16 protein-coding genes are annotated in these 15747 nt (G+C 66.2%); 4 read left to right on the forward strand and 12 right to left on the reverse strand.

Annotation, left to right across the window (positions count from 1 at the left end; translation table 11 throughout):
• The first annotated feature begins 2 nt into the window (after window positions 1-2).
• Window positions 3-1277 carry a sulfotransferase gene (locus tag ACIDOCELLA78_RS000000104180; RefSeq protein WP_201728513.1) on the forward strand — a complete coding sequence of 425 codons (1275 nt, stop codon included), beginning with the start codon at window positions 3-5 and terminating at the stop codon, window positions 1275-1277.
• An 88-nt stretch (window positions 1278-1365) separates the two neighbouring features.
• On the opposite strand, the gene ACIDOCELLA78_RS000000104185 is transcribed toward ACIDOCELLA78_RS000000104180, so the two are convergent.
• From ACIDOCELLA78_RS000000104185 to ACIDOCELLA78_RS000000104200, 4 genes are all read right to left on the reverse strand, one after another.
• Window positions 1366-1905: a hypothetical protein gene (locus tag ACIDOCELLA78_RS000000104185; protein ID WP_201728514.1), complete on the reverse strand. Its 540-nt coding sequence runs from the start codon at window positions 1903-1905 to the stop codon at window positions 1366-1368.
• A gap of 232 nt (window positions 1906-2137) precedes the next feature.
• Window positions 2138-2413: an immunity protein Tsi6 family protein gene (locus tag ACIDOCELLA78_RS000000104190; protein WP_249675696.1), complete on the reverse strand. Its 276-nt coding sequence runs from the start codon at window positions 2411-2413 to the stop codon at window positions 2138-2140.
• 171 nt (window positions 2414-2584) lie between these two features.
• Window positions 2585-3133, reverse strand: a complete 549-nt coding sequence (locus tag ACIDOCELLA78_RS000000104195) for a hypothetical protein (protein WP_201728515.1) — start codon at window positions 3131-3133, stop codon at window positions 2585-2587.
• A gap of 3 nt (window positions 3134-3136) precedes the next feature.
• Entirely contained in the window at window positions 3137-4075 is a 939-nt protein-coding gene (locus tag ACIDOCELLA78_RS000000104200; protein ID WP_201728516.1) for a 5'-nucleotidase, read from the reverse strand.
• Window positions 4076-4193: 118 nt separating this feature from the next.
• On the opposite strand from ACIDOCELLA78_RS000000104200, the gene ACIDOCELLA78_RS000000104205 reads away from it, so the two are divergent.
• Window positions 4194-5021, forward strand: a complete 828-nt coding sequence (locus ACIDOCELLA78_RS000000104205) for an IS5 family transposase (RefSeq protein WP_201727504.1) — start codon at window positions 4194-4196, stop codon at window positions 5019-5021.
• Window positions 5022-5046: 25 nt separating this feature from the next.
• Here ACIDOCELLA78_RS000000104205 and ACIDOCELLA78_RS000000104210 read toward each other — a convergent pair whose 3' ends face one another.
• The 7 genes from ACIDOCELLA78_RS000000104210 to ACIDOCELLA78_RS000000104240 form a co-directional block, all read right to left on the reverse strand.
• The gene (locus ACIDOCELLA78_RS000000104210; RefSeq protein ID WP_201728517.1) at window positions 5047-5574 is read right to left on the reverse strand and encodes a GNAT family N-acetyltransferase; all 528 of its coding nucleotides are present in this window, start codon (window positions 5572-5574) and stop codon (window positions 5047-5049) included.
• A gap of 249 nt (window positions 5575-5823) precedes the next feature.
• Complete coding sequence (gene ettA, locus ACIDOCELLA78_RS000000104215) at window positions 5824-7503, reverse strand: energy-dependent translational throttle protein EttA (RefSeq protein ID WP_201728518.1); 1680 nt, start codon at window positions 7501-7503, stop codon at window positions 5824-5826.
• A gap of 292 nt (window positions 7504-7795) precedes the next feature.
• Window positions 7796-8395, reverse strand: a complete 600-nt coding sequence (locus ACIDOCELLA78_RS000000104220) for a hypothetical protein (protein WP_249675699.1) — start codon at window positions 8393-8395, stop codon at window positions 7796-7798.
• Between the two features lie 153 nt (window positions 8396-8548).
• A complete protein-coding gene (locus tag ACIDOCELLA78_RS000000104225; protein WP_201728519.1) occupies window positions 8549-9520 on the reverse strand; it encodes a 2-dehydropantoate 2-reductase in 972 nt (323 codons plus the stop codon).
• A complete protein-coding gene (locus ACIDOCELLA78_RS000000104230) occupies window positions 9517-11037 on the reverse strand; it encodes an acyl--CoA ligase (RefSeq protein ID WP_201728520.1) in 1521 nt (506 codons plus the stop codon). The genes ACIDOCELLA78_RS000000104225 and ACIDOCELLA78_RS000000104230 overlap by 4 nt, the downstream gene beginning before the upstream one ends.
• A gap of 201 nt (window positions 11038-11238) precedes the next feature.
• A complete protein-coding gene (locus ACIDOCELLA78_RS000000104235; protein WP_201728521.1) occupies window positions 11239-12366 on the reverse strand; it encodes an FAD-dependent oxidoreductase in 1128 nt (375 codons plus the stop codon).
• 13 nt (window positions 12367-12379) lie between these two features.
• Window positions 12380-12586 (reverse strand): heavy-metal-associated domain-containing protein, encoded by a 207-nt coding sequence (locus tag ACIDOCELLA78_RS000000104240; RefSeq protein ID WP_201728522.1) that lies wholly within the window; start codon window positions 12584-12586, stop codon window positions 12380-12382.
• A gap of 158 nt (window positions 12587-12744) precedes the next feature.
• Here ACIDOCELLA78_RS000000104240 and ACIDOCELLA78_RS000000104245 point away from each other — a divergent pair, with 158 nt between their 5' ends.
• Complete coding sequence (locus tag ACIDOCELLA78_RS000000104245) at window positions 12745-14136, forward strand: cation-translocating P-type ATPase (protein ID WP_307850890.1); 1392 nt, start codon at window positions 12745-12747, stop codon at window positions 14134-14136.
• Complete coding sequence (locus tag ACIDOCELLA78_RS000000104250) at window positions 14085-14990, forward strand: HAD-IC family P-type ATPase (RefSeq protein ID WP_307850892.1); 906 nt, start codon at window positions 14085-14087, stop codon at window positions 14988-14990. The genes ACIDOCELLA78_RS000000104245 and ACIDOCELLA78_RS000000104250 overlap by 52 nt, the downstream gene beginning before the upstream one ends.
• Before the next feature lie 7 nt (window positions 14991-14997).
• On the opposite strand, the gene ACIDOCELLA78_RS000000104255 is transcribed toward ACIDOCELLA78_RS000000104250, so the two are convergent.
• Window positions 14998-15741 (reverse strand): SDR family NAD(P)-dependent oxidoreductase, encoded by a 744-nt coding sequence (locus ACIDOCELLA78_RS000000104255; RefSeq protein WP_201728523.1) that lies wholly within the window; start codon window positions 15739-15741, stop codon window positions 14998-15000.
• Window positions 15742-15747 lie beyond the last annotated feature (6 nt).

A 15747-nucleotide genomic window follows, 5' to 3' on the forward strand; every position in this document is an offset into this window, starting at 1 on the left:
CCATGCCGCGGGATCCGGTGCCGGAGCCGCCTTCGCGACGACCGGGGAAGAGCCTGAAATTCCAGCTGCTGTCGGCGGCGTTTGGTGCTGCGGAGCGGGTGCTGCCGCGCGGGGTGCCGGCGCTGGACGCGGCGGGGATTGCCGCCGCCGCGGGCGGGGCGATGCCGAATTTCGCGCGCGAGGGGCTGGAGCGGCTCACGGCCTCGCTGGCGGCGGAGACGCGGCTTTCGCTGTTCGGCCGGGTTTCGGTTCGCTACGACCTGATGCGGCTGGCGCGCAATGCCGAGGCGATCCGGCGGATGCACGCGGCGGCGCCGGAGATTGGCGCGGCACGGGTGGCCGCGCCGGTGTTCATCATGGGGCTGCCGCGCTCGGGGACGACGTTTCTGCACACGCTGTTCGGCCATGACCCCGAGGTGCTGGTGCCGCGGGTGTGGCAGACGCTGTATCCGGCGGCGCGGCCGGTGGGGTTCGATGCGCGGCGGAACGCCGCCGTGCGCCGGACCGACCGCCAGCTCGACATGTTCGCCGGGATGGCGCCGGAGTTTCCGGCGATTCACCCGATCGACGCGGACAGCCCGCAGGAATGCAGCGAGATTACCGCGCATGTGTTCCACTCGCTGCGGTTCGACACGACGTTCCGGGTGCCGAGCTATACGGCCTGGCTGGACGGCGAGGATGACGGGGCGGCCTTCGCGTTTCACCGGCAGTGGCTGCAGGCGATGCAGCACGGGACGGGCGGGCGGTTCTGGGCGCTGAAATGCCCGGAGCATACGTTTTCGGTCGAGGCGATTCTGCGGACCTATCCGGATGCGCGGTTTGTCGTGGTGCATCGCGACCCGGTGCATGTGTTCGCCTCGGTCGCGCATATGACGGAGGTGCTGCGGCGGCCGTTCCTGCGGGGGATCGACACAGCGGAGATCGGCCGGCAGGTGACGGAACGGTGGATCGACGGGGCGCGGCGGCTGGTGGCGTTCGACCGGAGCGGGGCGGTGCCGGCGGAGCGGCTGGTGAATATCCAGTATGAGACGCTGACGGCGGACCCGATTGGCGCGGTGGCGGGGATTTACGCGCGATTTGGCGAGACGTTCACGCGGGCGGCGGAGACGGCGATGCGGCAGTATCTCGATGCGGCGCCGCGCGGGGGCTATGGGCGGAACCGCTACCGGCTGGCGGATTTCGGGATCAATGCCGAGCGGCTGCGGCCGCGCTTTGCCGGATATGTCGAATATTTCGGGGTGCAGGCGCGCAAGCCGGGCGGGCCGCAGCCGGCCTGAGGGGCGGCTGGGACGATATTCCCAGGGTTTTATAGGAATATGATCCTGTTTGCGCGGGGCGCGGGGCAGGAAGATTTTCCTTGCGCGGTTACCAGCCGAGGAAGGTTTCGTGGTGGTGGGCGAGGCGAGGCGGGGTGTGGCGCCAGAGGCGGGTTGTGGCGCCGCGGAGGGATTCGGCGAAGCGGAGGGTGGCGAGGTGTTCGCGGCCGGCGCAGATGTCTTCGGCGGTGATGGCGAGGGAGGCGCGGAGTTTCTGGCCGGTGAGGGTTTCGATGGCGGCGAAGGTGCCGCGGAAGCCAGCGGCGCTGGCGGTGGCGAAGGCGGCGCAGGCGGGGAGGTTTCGCGCCCTGGTGGCGAGCCAGGCGCGGAGCGGGGCGGCGAGGGAGAGGGCCCAGACCGGGGTTCCGAGGATGACGAGCGCGTAGTCGGCCGGGTTGAGCCTGGTGGGAAGGATTGCCGGCGGGCGGGCGCCAAGGCAGGTTCCGAGCGCGTGGAGCGCGCCGGGAATGCCGGAGGCGCAGGCGGGGCTGCGGATCATTTCGAGGTCAGCGCCGAATTCCGCGGCGATCATGCTGGCGATGCGTGCAGTTGTGCCGGTGCGGGAATAGTAAGCGACGAGGACGCGCATGGCACTCGGTCCTTCTGTGTAATGAAGATTTTTTATACAGGCGAGACGCGGGTTTGGGGCGCGAAAGCGGTGAAGCGGGGGTTAATATTTTGATAGTTTATCGACTGCTGGCGCGGATTGTTTACCGATAGGACTGCCGTGGCGTGCGGTGAACTCGAAGGCAGGGAATGTTTCACGGGAAACAATTGCGGCGGCGCGGGGAGGGTTGCCGGGACGAGCCCGGTGGGGTCGCTCAGCCGGCCGGTTTCAGCCGGGTCCCCGCCGCGCTGATCCGGTGGAGGAGGTCGGCCAGTTCATCGTCCCAGCCCTCAATTTCGCGGACGGCGAGGACGCCCAGAATGATCTCCCCGAGCCGTTCCGGCCCGGCGGTTCCGGCGCAGACTTGCTGAAGATAGATCAGCTGGTTGCGGATGGAGATGAGGGGCTGCAAGCCCGGACGCCCGGCGAGCAGAGTTTCGCACCGTTGCAGCGCTTCGGCGAGGTCGGGTTTCAGGTCATCCATGGTCATGTCGTTGCGTCTTCAGCGTCCACCGGAGGTTTTGCACCGCGTGGGCGATGATGGCGTTGACCTCGCGGTTCGCGTGGCCTTGTCGGTGTGACGCTCGGCGTCAAAAGGGGACCAAAGCATATAAAATAGACTGCGGCACGATCTCCGACTATCTATCTCAAACATGTTGTCTCATTGTTTCTTTTTCTGTAGAAAAGCAATCAATTGAATCCCGATAAATCCTAGCATCAAAAACGAAATGAACGAAACCAAGATAGCTTCCTCAATTTCGCCACAACTATATTTAACAATCGCGATCAAACCCGCGAAAAAACCGATAAGCGATAATATTATCCACACACCATTGCGAGAATGGAATAATATATTTTTATTTTTATTTCGGAAATATTCTGTAAATTTTATCTGAGGATAGTGAATTACAAGAAATTCGTTACAAAATCCCACGATTTTGTCTTGCCAGAAAAATCTTAAATATCCATATAATGTAATAGTCAGAGGCAATAGCGCTATATACGGCTTAAAGTCTTGTCGCCCTTCAACAGAAAATATAAACGCAAATATTGCACCAGAAGCGCCAATACAGAACCTTTCTAACCCATCCATAGAATACGCATTAAGTTCAATGATACGTCTAACACCACTATATTCTTCAACTTTAAGGCACTTTAAGAGATCATTATCAATATTAGAAGCACTATTATCCTCGTTATCCTCCGACAATCCTCATTCCTTTTCAGAATTAATTACGCCAAACGGTATATGTACGGACGGAACCACATCACTAGCTTTCTCAAGATGCCTAGATTGGTCGTCGAAAAAGATATGCGGCTTAAGCACCGATAGAACACTCTTCTTCTCAATTCCACCTAAGAAAAACGCGTCATTGGCCATGACTCCCCAACTCTTTAACGTTCGTAGTGCGCGTTCGTGCGACGGCGCATTTCTTGCTGTTACGATTGAAACCCGCAATCTATTTTTATATGATCGATGTTCTTTTTTATAATCTTCCTCGACTCTTTGAATTTTATTAATCCTAACGAGAAATTCTTTCAATGGACCTGGATTGTGAGAAGACATAACATTCTGAACTTCATGTTCATGAAATCTCACTAATCCATTTGATTGCATTACCTGTTCAGATTCATCACCCGCAATTACACCATCAAAATCAAATGCTATCCGCAAAGCATTATCATCATCATCATCTTCAAACTTTGACTCAAGAACATGCCCAGCAGGATAGCCTGCCTTAATCGCAGCATCAACATCTGGTTTATTTCCAGATAAAAACAATGATATATTCAGAGCGGGTATATATTCGTATGGCGCCTTCCCTTGCATAAATATTGCTCTTGTAATATTTAATTTATGTAGTTCGATCGTTTTCATTACCCGAAGGCCGGTATCAGGGTCATTTCTCGACAACAATACGACTTCTACCAAAGGATCTTCTGGATCAGACACTAAGTCATTGAGAGAAAGTAGGCGTCTGATAAACGGATATGCAACGCCCGTTGGAAGCGGCACCTCTAGATTTTGTTCTTGAAATTCTCGATATTTTTCTTCACCGTCTTTCTTAAAAACCGCATCAGATTCACTCAAATCAAAAACGGCGCTTGATGCAACACCGATTACCAGCCGGTTTGCTAAATCATAAGGCATAAATTTCTCTATCTCCCGATTTTGGCCAGTTCTTAGTTAAGAGCCGGACCGAAAAAGATAGTTGAGCGATTTCAGTAAGTTGTGATTCAGTTCGTTTGCGAAGACGGACGGAGACACGATGACCTGGACTGAAATCGCTCGGCGACGATATTGCCGGGCCGGATTGCGCTACGCAAGCGACCTCACCGACGCTGAATGGGCCATGATCGAGCCGTTCATGCCCGCTCCGCAGCATCGAGGCCGACCCCGAAGGGTGGCGCTTCGAAGGATTGTGGAGGCCATCTTCTACATGCTGGCAACCGGCTGTCAGTGGCGCCAGATCCCGAAGGAATTCGCTCCGTTCACCACCGTGCAGGGGTATTTCTACCGCTTCTGTCGTGACGGCACGTTCGATCGCATCAATCACGTCCTAGTCATGCAGGCGCGGGAAATGGCCGGACGCGAGGCTTCGCCCACAGCCGGTGTGATCGACAGTCAGTCGGTCAAGACCACCGAAGCCGGCGGGCCGCGCGGGTTCGATGCCGGAAAGAAGATCAAGGGCCGCAAGCGCCACATCATCACAGATACAATCGGCCACCTCGTCGGTGCCGTCGTTCATCATGCCGGTATTCAGGACCGCGACGGGGCGCCCGACGTGCTCAAATCCGTCAAATCCCTGTATCCCTGGTTGCGGCACATATTCGCTGACGGCGGTTATGCCGGTCCTAAACTCAATGGACGCCTCGCCAAAATCGGCAAATGGACCATACAGATCGTAAAGCGCTCCGACGCCGCGAGCGGGTTTGAACTCCTGCCGCGGCGCTGGGTGGTAGAAAGAACCTTCGCCTGGCTCGGCAGATGCCGACGTCTCGCAAGGGATTTCGAGGCCACCGTTACCAGCGCCACCGCATGGCTCTTCCTCGCCCATATCCGCCTGCTCACACGAAAAATCGCCCGTCACCGATAGTCGCACTACCATTCAGATTCGGGCTCTAAGACAATAAGTTATCACTCACACTCTCATAAACTAGCATCTGCACACCGTTGCGGGAGAAAGAATCAGATTCGGTCATGCCGATGGCGCCGAGGACGGTGCGGCTGGCGAAATTGTCGGCGCGGGCGATGGCGATGATGCGGGGGAGCGAAACGCGGTCGTGGCCGTAGCGGAGGGCGGCGCTGGCGGCTTCGCGGGCGAGGCCGGCGCCGCGGACTTCGGGCCATAGGGCGAAGCGGAGGGCGATGCCGCGGCCGTCCGGGCGGTCTTCGAGGCCGGTGATGCCGAGGAAGGCGTTGGTGGACTGGCCGCGGATGGTCCAGATTCCGTAGCCGTGCGCGCCCCAGGCGGCGATTTCATCCGCGAGTTCCGCCGTGGCCTGCTCGGGCGTACGGACGCCGCCGAGCATCATGGCGAAGGCGCGGGGGTCGGTTTTCAGGGCGATCAGGTCGTCGCGGTCCGCCCAGCTTACCGGGTCCAGTCGCAGCCGCGCCGTGGTGACGCGCCAGGCGGGGTTGGTGGTCATGGAGATGGCGGGGCTTTGCCCCGGACCCCATCAGGGGCGCTGCCCCTGAACCCCGCCAAGGGCTGAGCCCTTGGAACCGCTTTACGGTTTTGGTTTTGGGGAGGGCATCCGCGCGATTGCCTTGGCGAAGGCACGTCCATGCCCTCCCCAAAACCAAAACCAGAGGATTCCAAAGGCTCCGCCTTTGGCGGGGGTGCAGGGGGTAGAACCCCCTGCGTGGGCCCGGAACCAAGACCCTGCATCCGCTGGCTACCGGGTGAGGGGGCGGTATTTGATGCGGTGGGGTTCGGTGGCGTCGGCGCCGAGGCGGCGCCGTTTGTCTTCCTCGTAGTCCTGGAAGTTGCCCTGGAACCACTCGACGTGACTGTCGCCCTCGAAGGCGAGGATGTGGGTGGCGAGGCGGTCGAGGAACCAGCGGTCGTGCGAGATGATGACGGCGCAGCCGGCGAATTCGGCGAGGGCTTCTTCCAGGGCGCGGAGGGTGTCGACGTCGAGGTCGTTGGTGGGTTCGTCCAACAAGATGACGTTGTGTTCGCCCTTGAGCATTTTCGCGAGGTGGACGCGGTTGCGTTCGCCGCCGGAGAGGATGCCGACCTTCTTCTGCTGGTCGGAGCCCTTGAAGTTGAAGGCGCCGACATAGGCGCGGGAGGCGACGGTGCGCTTGCCGAGGTGGATGACGTCGGTGCCGCCGGAGATTTCCTCCCAGACGGTCTTGTTGCCGTCGAGGCTGTCGCGCGACTGGTCGACATAGCCGAGTTTCACGGTGTCGCCGACGGTGAAGGTGCCGGCGTCGGGTTTTTCGACGCCGGTGATCATCTTGAAGAGGGTGGACTTGCCGGCGCCGTTGGGGCCGATGACGCCGACGATGCCGCCGGGGGGGAGCTTGAAGGAGAGGCCGTCGATCAGGAGGTTGTCGCCGAAGCCCTTGCGGAGGTCCTGGGCCTCGATGACGGTGCCGCCGAGACGCGGGCCGGGGGGGATGACGATTTCGGCGACGCCGGAGACCTGCTCGGTCGATTTGGCGAGCATTTCCTCGTAGCGGCTGATGCGGGCCTGGTTTTTCGCCTGGCGGGCCTTGGGGGAGGCGCCGATCCATTCGCGCTCTTCCTTGAGGGCGCGCTGGCGGGCGGATTCTTCCTTTTCCTCCTGGGCGAGGCGCTTCTGTTTCTGCTCCAGCCAGGAGGTGTAGTTGCCCTCGAACGGGTAGCCGCGGCCGCGTTCGAGTTCGAGAATCCAGTTGGTGACGTTTTCGAGGAAGTATCGGTCGTGGGTGACGAGGATGACGGTGCCGGCGTAGGCGCGCAGCGTCTTTTCAAGCCAGGCGACGGATTCGGCGTCGAGATGGTTGGTGGGTTCGTCGAGAAGCAGGAGGTCGGGCTTTTCGAGGAGGAGGCGGCAGAGGGCGACGCGGCGGCGCTCGCCGCCGGAGAGGTTGGTGACGGGGCTGTCGGAGGGGGGGCAGCGGAGGGCGTCGAGCGCGATGTCGATCTGGCGGTCAAGCTCCCAGCCGTCGCCGGCGTCGATCTTTTCCTGGAGGGTGGCCTGTTCGGCGAGAAGGGCGTTCATCTTCTCGTCGTCCATCGGCTCCATGAAGGCTTCGGAGATTTCGTTGAAGCGGGCGAGGGCGGCGCGCATGTCGGCGAAGGCGAGGGCGACGTTCTCGCCGACGGTGAGGGTCGGGTCGAGATGCGGCTCCTGCGGGAGGTAGCCGACGCGGGCACCCTCGGCAGCCCAGGCCTCGCCGCCGAATTCGGTCTCGATGCCGGCCATGATTTTCAGCAGGGTGGATTTGCCGGCGCCGTTGACGCCGAGGACGCCGATCTTGACGCCGGGGAGGAAGGAGAGGGTGATGCCCTTGAAGACCTCGCGGCCGCCGGGGAAGGCCTTGGTGAGGTCTTTCATCACGTAGACGTACTGGTAGCTGGCCATCGGGAGTTCCTGTGCGCGTGCGGGGTTTTGCAGCCGGTATAGGTGGGGGGCGACGCGCGGGCAACCGAGGGGGGGGTTGCGCCCGTGGCAGGTGCGGAATGCAGGGCGGCCGGCACGAGGGCCGGAGCAAGATATAAGAACGGCCGGCACGAGGGCCGGAGCAAGATATAAGAACGGCCGGCACGAGGGCCGGAGCAAGATATAAGAACGGCCGGCACGAGGGCCGGAGCAAGATATAAGAACGGCCGGCACGAGGGCCGGCCGTGTGATCAGGCGTTGGGGTTGCGTTGGGTCAGATGTGGATGTGCCAGCCCAGGGCGAGATCGAGCACGATGCCGTAGGTGAGATACATCAGCCAGAGGCCGGTGACGGTGTGGAAGAAGCCCTGGGCCCGGAGGCTGAGCGGGGCGCCGATGCCGAAATAGGAAAAGATGCCGGCGAAATAGACGCAGGAGAGGCCGACGAAGAGGATGGCCACCGGAATGTCGCCCGCTTCGGCGAAGACGATCAGGCCGAGAATGGAGACCAGGAAAAAGGCGACGGCCATGAAGCCGTTCACCCGCATGTCGCCCTGACGCATGCGGCTGAGGCCGATGGCGAACCAGTGAACGCCGAAGACCGAGGTGAGGATGCCGGCGGCGTAGAGCGGCGCGCCGTGGAAGACGTGGAACCAGGTCAGGCCGACAAGGATGTAGGTGCCGCAGAGGAACTGCAGGAAGCCGGGCATCCAGACGCCGTACCAGCCATTGGCCCAGTCGACCGCAGGCGAGCGCTCCGGAAAGCCGAAAAGCTCCTGCGGGCCGTAGATGAGATAGCCGGTGCCGAGGCCGAAAAAGGCGAGGCCGAGCGGCACGTAGGCCGAGGTTGGAAAACTGAAGATGGTGGGTGTCATCGGGCGTCTCTCATTGGTTTGATTGAGCCCGCGCCGGCACGGGGCCGGCGCGGACGGTCCGACAATTGTTCGGCGCCGCAAGCTTCTTATTCAAACCAGATTACGAGATCGCCACCTTTTGTATTCACTTATACGTGAGTCGCATGGATGTGATCAGACGCCGGCGATTCTGGCACGCTGGCGCACAAGGGCGAGCACGGCGGCGCAGGTGGGGGAAGGCAGGCCGACCCAGCCAGCCATTTCCACCACGGCGCCGAGCAGCGCCTCGATCTCGATCGGGCGGCCGCGCTCCAGATCCTGGAGCATCGAGGTCTTGTGCGCGCCGACCTCGGCCGCGCCATCGATCCGCTTCTCGACATCGATGGCGAAGCGCACGCCGAGCGCCTCGGCGATGGCCGCGCCTTCGAGCATCATCCCCCGCGCGAGGGCACGGGTGCCGGGGTCGGCGGTGATGACGTCGAGCGTCGCCCCGGTCAGCGCGCTGATCGGGTTGAAGGCCATGTTGCCCCAGAGTTTCACCCAGATGTCGTCGCGGATGCGGGGGCGAACGGGCGCCTTGAGGCCGGACTCGATCATGAGGCGGCTGATCAGGGACGCGCGCTCGGTGCGGGCGCCATCGGGCTCGCCGAGGATGAAGCGGTCGCCATAGGTGTGGTTGACCACGCCGGGTTCGACGATCTCGGCGGCGGGATAGACGATGCAGCCGAGCGTCTGCGCCGGCGGCAGGGCGGCCCAGACCGCGCCCTCGGGATCGACCGCGGTGATCCGACGGTCGGTGAAGGGGGCGGGCAGGCCGTAGGTGTACCACCAGGGGATGCCGTTGATCGCGGCGATGATGGTGGTGTGCGGGCCGATCAGGTGGCGGAGCTGCGGCAGGGCGGGCTCGATGCCCTGGGCCTTCAGCGTGATGAGAACATAATCCTGCGGGCCGAGTTCGGCGGCGTCGGCTACGCGGGGGCGGGTGATGATCGTTTCGTTTTCAGAAACAAGTTTGAGGCCGTTGGCCTCGATGGCGGCGCGATGCGGGCCGCGGGCGACGATCGAGACATCGGTGCCGGACGCGGCGAGCCGGGCGGCGACGAGGCCGCCAATGGCGCCGGCGCCGAAGACGCAGATGCTGGTCATGCCGTGATTCCAAGGCGGGTGGCGAGGCCGACGCGCTGGACCTTGCCGGTCGGGCCCTTGGGGATCGCCTCCATGATCAGGATGCGGCGGGGCACCTTGAAGGCGGCGAGGCGCGCGGCGGCGAAATCGCGGATCGCCTGCGGGTCGGGCGCGGTGCCGGCGCGGGGGACGACGATGGCGGCCACTTCCTCGCCCAGCTTGTCGTGCGGGATGGCGAAGGTGCAGACCTCGGCGATGTCCGGATGGTCGAGCAGGGCGACATCGACCTCCAGCGGGCTGATCTTTTCGCCGCCGCGGTTGATCTGCTCCTTCAGCCGGCCGGTGAGGAAGAGATATCCTTCGGCGTCGAGCATGCCCTGGTCGCCGGTGCGGAACCAGCCATTGGTGAAGGCCTTGGCGTTGGCCTCGGGGTTGGCGGCGTAGCCGGCGGTGACGTTGGGGCCGCGGATGACGACCTCGCCGGTTTCGCCCTGCGGCAGGAGGGTGCCGTCATCGTCCATGATGGCGATCTCGGGGCCGGCGGCGATGCCGACCGAACCGGCCTTGCGGGCGCGCGGCGGCAGCGGGTTGGAGGCCATCTGGTGGGCGGCCTCGGTCATGCCGTAGGCCTCGATCACCGGGGCGCCGAATTTCTGCTCCAGCGCCGCCATCACCTGCGGCGGCAGCGAGGCGGAGGAGGAGCGGATGAACCGCAGGCTGGCCAGCGCCCTCACCGCGTCATCCTCGGGGGCGCGAAGCAGGATGGCCTGGTGCATGGTCGGCACCGCCGTGTACCAGGTGGGGTTTTCCTCCTCGAGCCAGGAGAAGAAGCGGAAGGCGTTGAAGCCCGGCGTGCAGCAGACGGCGGCGCCGGCGCGCAGCGAGGCGAGGGTCGCCGCGATCAGGCCGTGAATGTGGAACAGCGGCATGACGTTGAGGCAGAGATCGTCCGGCGCGAGGGCGAGGCTGGCGGCGATGTGCCGCGCCGAGGCGGCGAGGTTCCTGCTCCGCAGCGGGACGATCTTGGGCCGCGCGGTGGTGCCGGAGGTGTGCAGGACCAGCGCCTCGTCCTCCGGTTCGGCCGGGCCGGGGTTGGCGGCCGGGGTTTCGGGCAGGGCGGAGACGTCGAGCGTGAAGACGCCGGCGGGGGCTGAGTCGTCCTCGGCGAGGTCGAGCAGCGGAATGCCGAGTTTCGCGGCGACGCCGCGCACCGGGCTGTCGGACCCGGCGGCGACGATGACGGCGCGGGGTTTCAGGTCGTCGAGATAGAACTCGAATTCCTGGTCCTTGTAGGCGGGGTTGAGCGGGGCGGCGCAGCACATCGCGGCGATGGCGGCGAAGGCGGTGGCGGCGGCGGGGCCGTTGGGCAGGACGATGGCCACACGGTCGCCACGGCCGATGCCGCGCGCGTTCAGCGCGGTGCGCACCTCGTCCGCCAGCGCGGCAAGACGGGGGCCGGAACAGGGGTGCCGCGCGGGCGCGGCGATGGCGCGGGCGCCGGTATGGGCGCGCAGGATGTCATGGACTGTTTCGCTCATGGCTGGCTTGCCGCCTCCTCTTATGTGCTGCGATCAGAGGTTTTAGAGCATCATCCGATCAGATGGAAACATCTGATCGGATGAAGATGCTCTAGTTATCAACAAGATAGAGCACGTTCCGATCCTGATGGACCGGAACGTGCTCTCGTGCGGCGATGTCTCTGGCGCGGATCGGGCCGGCGGGCAAGAGGCCGCGCGGGGTCAGGGCGCGGCGTAGGCGGCGATGAAGCGGCGGTCGATCCGGTCTTTCCAGCGCCGGACCCAGGCACCGGAGACGACGAGGCCGTTGCGGGTGCCGATCGCGTGGTCCGGCCCGGTGGCGAGGAGATAGAGGGCGGCGCGCTGCGGGCGGAAGCGGCGGAGCCTTTGCCCGGCGAGGGCGCGGCGGAGGTTTTCGGCGAGCACCTTGCCCTGGCGGATCGCGTAGAGGCCGGATTTCGGGACGCCGAGGGCGCCGAACCCGGCAATGTCGCCGGCGGCGAAGACGGTGTCGTGCGAGCGGGAGCGCAGGGTGGGGGCGACGGCGACGAACCCCGCCGCATCGAGGGCGAGGGAACCGCCACGCAGCCAGGCGGGGGCGGCGGCGCCGGCGGCCCAGACCACGGCGTCGGCGGGAAGGCTGGTTCCGTCATCGAGCGGGATATGCCCCGCCTGCGGGATGCCGGCGCGCGCGGGCGGACCGAGCGCGATGCCGCAGACGGCGAGGCGGGCGGCGACCAGCCGCGCGGCGCGGCGGGGCAGGCCGGGCAGCAGGCCGGACGGGCCGGGCAGCAGGGTGAGCGAGAGCGCCGCCGGATCGGCGCCGGCGGCCGCGCGGCGGGCGCGCAGCCGGTGGGCGAAGGCGAAGGCGAGTTCCACCCCGGCGGCACCGCCGCCGACCACGGCGAGGCGGAACGGCGCCGGGCCGGACGAAGCCGCGTCCAGCTCCGGCAGGCGGGCGAGCAGGGCATCCGGCGGGCGGACCGGGATGACGCGATCGGACTCCGGCGCCGCCGGCGGGGCGCCGGCATCGAGCGCCAGCAGGTCGTAGCCGAGCGGCGAGCCGCCGGCGCGGAGGACACGGCGCGCATCGGGATCGATGCCGGTCGCGCGGTCGAGGCAGAGCGTGGCACCGGCGGCGGCGGCGAGGCGGGCGATGTCGATCCGCCCGGCCGCGGCGTCGGTATCCCCGGCGACGATGCCGGGCAGCATGCCGGAATAGGCCAGATCGGTCGCCGGGGTGAGCACGGTGAGGCGCAGGCCGGGGAGCGGCGCGCGCGCCAGGTCGCGCAGCACCGCGATGCTGGCATGGCCGGCGCCGACGAGCAGCAGGTGACGGGAATCCGGCATCGGGGCGGCGCGATCAGGCCGGGCGCTTCACCTTGTAGCCCTCGTCCTCGATGGCGGCGGCGAGGGCGGCGGCCTCGGCGGCGACGGCGGCGGGGACGCTCACCTTGCCGGCCGCGAGATCGACCGCGACCTCGGCGCCCGGATGCACCGCGCGGATCGCCTCGGTGACGGCGCGGACGCAATGCTGGCAGGTCATGCCTTCGACGTCGAATTCGATCATGGTTGGCTCCTTGGTTCGGTATGATGCCAGTCCAACGTGGGGTCTGACACAGGGACAAGGTCAAGCCCGGCGGGTGGGGGCAGGGATGCGCGGCGCGGGAGGCGGGGTTTGACCTTCCCACGATGGCAAACCCATATCCTGCGGCGAAGGAGTTTGCCATGGACCAGATGAGCGACGCCGCGACGGGCCGGAAAGATGCGGGGGACAGGGTGATCGACCTCGCGGTCGAGGGCATGACCTGCGCCTCGTGCGTGGCGCGGGTGGAGCGGGCGGCGCGGAAGGTGGCGGGGGTGAGCGGTGCGGCCGTGAACCTCGCCAGCGAGCGGGCGCGGATTTCCGGCGCCGGATTCGACGCCGCAGCGGTGATCGCGGCGATCGGCAAGGCGGGCTACGCCGCGCGCGAGGTGGCGGAGAGCGGGGCGGCGGAAGCGACGCGGCGGGCGGCGGACGGGCGGCGGGAGCTGCGCCACGTGATCATCGCCGCACTGCTGACGGCGCCGCTGATCGGCAACATGGCGCTGCATATGGCGGGCGCGCCGCTGGGGCTGCCGGGCTGGGCGGAACTCGCGCTGGCGACGCCGGTGCAGCTCTGGCTCGGCGCGCGGTTCTATCGGGCGGGGTGGGCGGCGCTGCGGGCGGGGGCGGGGAACATGGACCTGCTCGTCGCGCTCGGCACCAGCGCCGCCTATGGGCTGAGCCTGGTGCTGCTGGCGCAGGGCTGGGCCGGCGGGCATGGCGGGGCGCCGCTCTATTTCGATTCCGCGGCGACGGTGATCACCCTCATCCTGTTCGGCAAGTGGCTGGAGGCGCGGGCGCGGCGGCAGACCGGGGCGGCGCTGGCGGCCCTTGCCGCATTGCGGCCGACCACGGCGCGGCTGCGCGACGCCGATGGCGGCGAGCGGGAGGTGCCGATCGGGCAGGTCGGGCGGGGCGATCTCGTCGCGGTGCGGCCGGGCGAGCGGATTCCGGTGGATGGCGTGATCGAGGCGGGGGAGTCGAGCGTCGATCTGTCGATGCTGACGGGCGAGAGCCTGCCGGTGGCGCGCGGGCCGGGCGGGCTTGTGCCGGGCGGGGCGATCAACGGCGAGGGCGCGCTGCTGCTGCGCACCGAGGCGGTGGGGGCGGAGACGATGCTCGCCCGCATCATCCGCCTGGTGGAGACGGCGCAGGCCGAGAAGGCGCCGATCCAGCGCCTGGTGGACCGGGTAGCGGCGGTGTTCGTGCCGGTGGTGGTGGCCGTGGCGGCGGCGACGCTGGCGGGATGGCTGCTGGCGGGGGCGGGCGCGCCGGTGGCGATTCTGAACGCGGTTTCGGTTCTCGTGATCGCCTGCCCCTGCGCGCTCGGCCTCGCGACGCCGACGGCGGTGATGGCGGGCACCGGCGTTGCCGCGCGGCACGGCATTCTGGTGAAGGATGCCGAGGCGCTGGAGGCGGCGGCGCGGGTGACGGCGATCGCCTTCGACAAGACCGGCACGCTGACGGAGGGGAAGCCCTCGGTGTGGCGGTGGCGCCGGCCGAGGGGGTTTCGGACGCGGAGCTGCTCGCGATGATGGCGGGGGTGCAGGCGGGCAGCGAGCATCCACTGGCGCGCGCGGTGTGCGCGCGGGCGGCGGCCGACGGGATCGCGGCGCAGCCGGCCGAGGCGGTCAAGGCGCTGCCGGGGCGCGGGGTGAGCGGGGAGGTCGGCGGCCAGCGGATCACGATCGGCAGTTCGCGCCTGCTGGAGGAGAGTGGCGCTGCCGCCGGGGCGCTCGGCGCGACGGCGCATGAGCTGGAGGCGGCGGGGCGCAGCGTGTCCTGGGTGATCGGCGCCGATGGGGCAGATCGCGCGGCGCGGGTGCTCGGGCTGGTCGGGTTCGGCGACCGGGTGAAACCAGGGGCGGCCGCCGCGGTCGCGGCCTTGCGGGCGCAGGGGCGGCTGGTGGCGCTGCTGACGGGCGACAATGCCGGCGCGGCCGCCGCGGTGGCGCGGGACCTCGGGATCGACAAGGTGTTTTCGGGCCGGCTGCCGGCGGACAAGACGGAGATCGTCAGCGCCCTGCGGCGGGATGGGCACGTCGTCGCCATGGTGGGGGACGGGGTGAACGATGCGCCCTCGCTTGCCGCCGCCGATATCGGGATGGCGATGGCGACGGGCACCGACATCGCCATGCACACCGCGGGGATCACGCTGATGCGCGGCGAGCCGGCGCTGGTGGTGGCGGCGCTGGACGTGGCGCGGGCGACGATGCGCAAGATCCGCCAGGGGCTGTTCTGGGCGTTCGTCTACAACGTGGTGGGCATCCCGCTGGCGGCCCTCGGCTGGCTGAGCCCGATGGTCGCCGGGGCGGCGATGGCGGCATCGAGCGTCAGCGTGGTGACCAACGCGCTGCTGCTGCGCCGCTGGCGGCCGCCGGTGAAATAACGCCGCGTCAGTAGGTGGCGCGGCCGCCGGAGATGTCGAACACGGCACCGGTGCTGAAGGAGGCTTCGTCGGACGCGAGAAAGCAGATCAGCGCCGCGATTTCCTCGACCGTGCCGAACCGGTTCATCGGGATTTTCGAGAGCATGTAGTCGATGTGCTGCTGGCTCATCTGCTCGAAGATCGCGGTGCGGACGGCGGCGGGGGTGATGCAGTTCACCGTGATCGGGGTGTTCGCCAGTTCCTTGCCGAGCGACTTGGTCAGGCCGATGACGCCGGCCTTGGAGGCGCTGTAGGCCGGCGCGTTGGGGTTGCCTTCCTTGCCGGCAATGGAGGCGATGGTGACGATGCGCCCGGCATTGCGCGCGCGCATGTGCGGCACCACCGCCTTGCAGGCGCAGAACACGCCGGTGAGATTGACCTCGATGACCTGCCGCCAGGAATCCAGCGGGTAGTCCCATGTGGTCGCGTTCGGCCCGGTGATGCCGGCGCTGGCGATCAGCGCGTCGATCGCGCCGTGTTCGCGCACCACCTCGGCGGCGGCACGCTCAAGGGCGCGCAGGTCGGTCACGTCGAGCGCGACGCCGGAGCAGGCGGGGCCCAGCTCCTGCGCGGCGGCAACGATGGCCTCGCGGCTGCGATCCCACAATATGGCGTTGCCGCCCTCGGCGATGATGCGCGTGGCGGCGGCAAGGCCGATGCCGGCAGCGCCCCCGGTGATCACCGCCGTCTTGCCTTCGAAACGGTTTTTCAACTGTGG

It is taken from the genome of Acidocella sp. C78 (genome assembly GCF_907164655.1).

Bases quoted from the DNA above. Each gene is read 5' to 3' on its own strand.
- ACIDOCELLA78_RS000000104200 (WP_201728516.1), bottom strand. From the start codon at position 4,075: ATGCCTTATGATTTAGCAAACCGGCTGGTAATCGGTGTTGCATCAAGC.
- ACIDOCELLA78_RS000000104230 (WP_201728520.1), bottom strand. From the start codon at position 11,037: ATGAGCGAAACAGTCCATGACATCCTGCGCGCCCATACCGGCGCCCGC.
- ettA (WP_201728518.1), bottom strand. From the start codon at position 7,503: ATGGCCAGCTACCAGTACGTCTACGTGATGAAAGACCTCACCAAGGCC.
- ACIDOCELLA78_RS000000104190 (WP_249675696.1), bottom strand. From the start codon at position 2,413: ATGACCATGGATGACCTGAAACCCGACCTCGCCGAAGCGCTGCAACGG.
- ACIDOCELLA78_RS000000104205 (WP_201727504.1), top strand. From the start codon at position 4,194: ATGACCTGGACTGAAATCGCTCGGCGACGATATTGCCGGGCCGGATTG.
- ACIDOCELLA78_RS000000104185 (WP_201728514.1), bottom strand. From the start codon at position 1,905: ATGCGCGTCCTCGTCGCTTACTATTCCCGCACCGGCACAACTGCACGC.
- ACIDOCELLA78_RS000000104235 (WP_201728521.1), bottom strand. From the start codon at position 12,366: ATGCCGGATTCCCGTCACCTGCTGCTCGTCGGCGCCGGCCATGCCAGC.
- ACIDOCELLA78_RS000000104240 (WP_201728522.1), bottom strand. From the start codon at position 12,586: ATGATCGAATTCGACGTCGAAGGCATGACCTGCCAGCATTGCGTCCGC.
- ACIDOCELLA78_RS000000104220 (WP_249675699.1), bottom strand. From the start codon at position 8,395: ATGACACCCACCATCTTCAGTTTTCCAACCTCGGCCTACGTGCCGCTC.
- ACIDOCELLA78_RS000000104245 (WP_307850890.1), top strand. From the start codon at position 12,745: ATGGACCAGATGAGCGACGCCGCGACGGGCCGGAAAGATGCGGGGGAC.
- ACIDOCELLA78_RS000000104180 (WP_201728513.1), top strand. From the start codon at position 3: ATGCCGCGGGATCCGGTGCCGGAGCCGCCTTCGCGACGACCGGGGAAG.
- ACIDOCELLA78_RS000000104225 (WP_201728519.1), bottom strand. From the start codon at position 9,520: ATGACCAGCATCTGCGTCTTCGGCGCCGGCGCCATTGGCGGCCTCGTC.
- ACIDOCELLA78_RS000000104210 (WP_201728517.1), bottom strand. From the start codon at position 5,574: ATGACCACCAACCCCGCCTGGCGCGTCACCACGGCGCGGCTGCGACTG.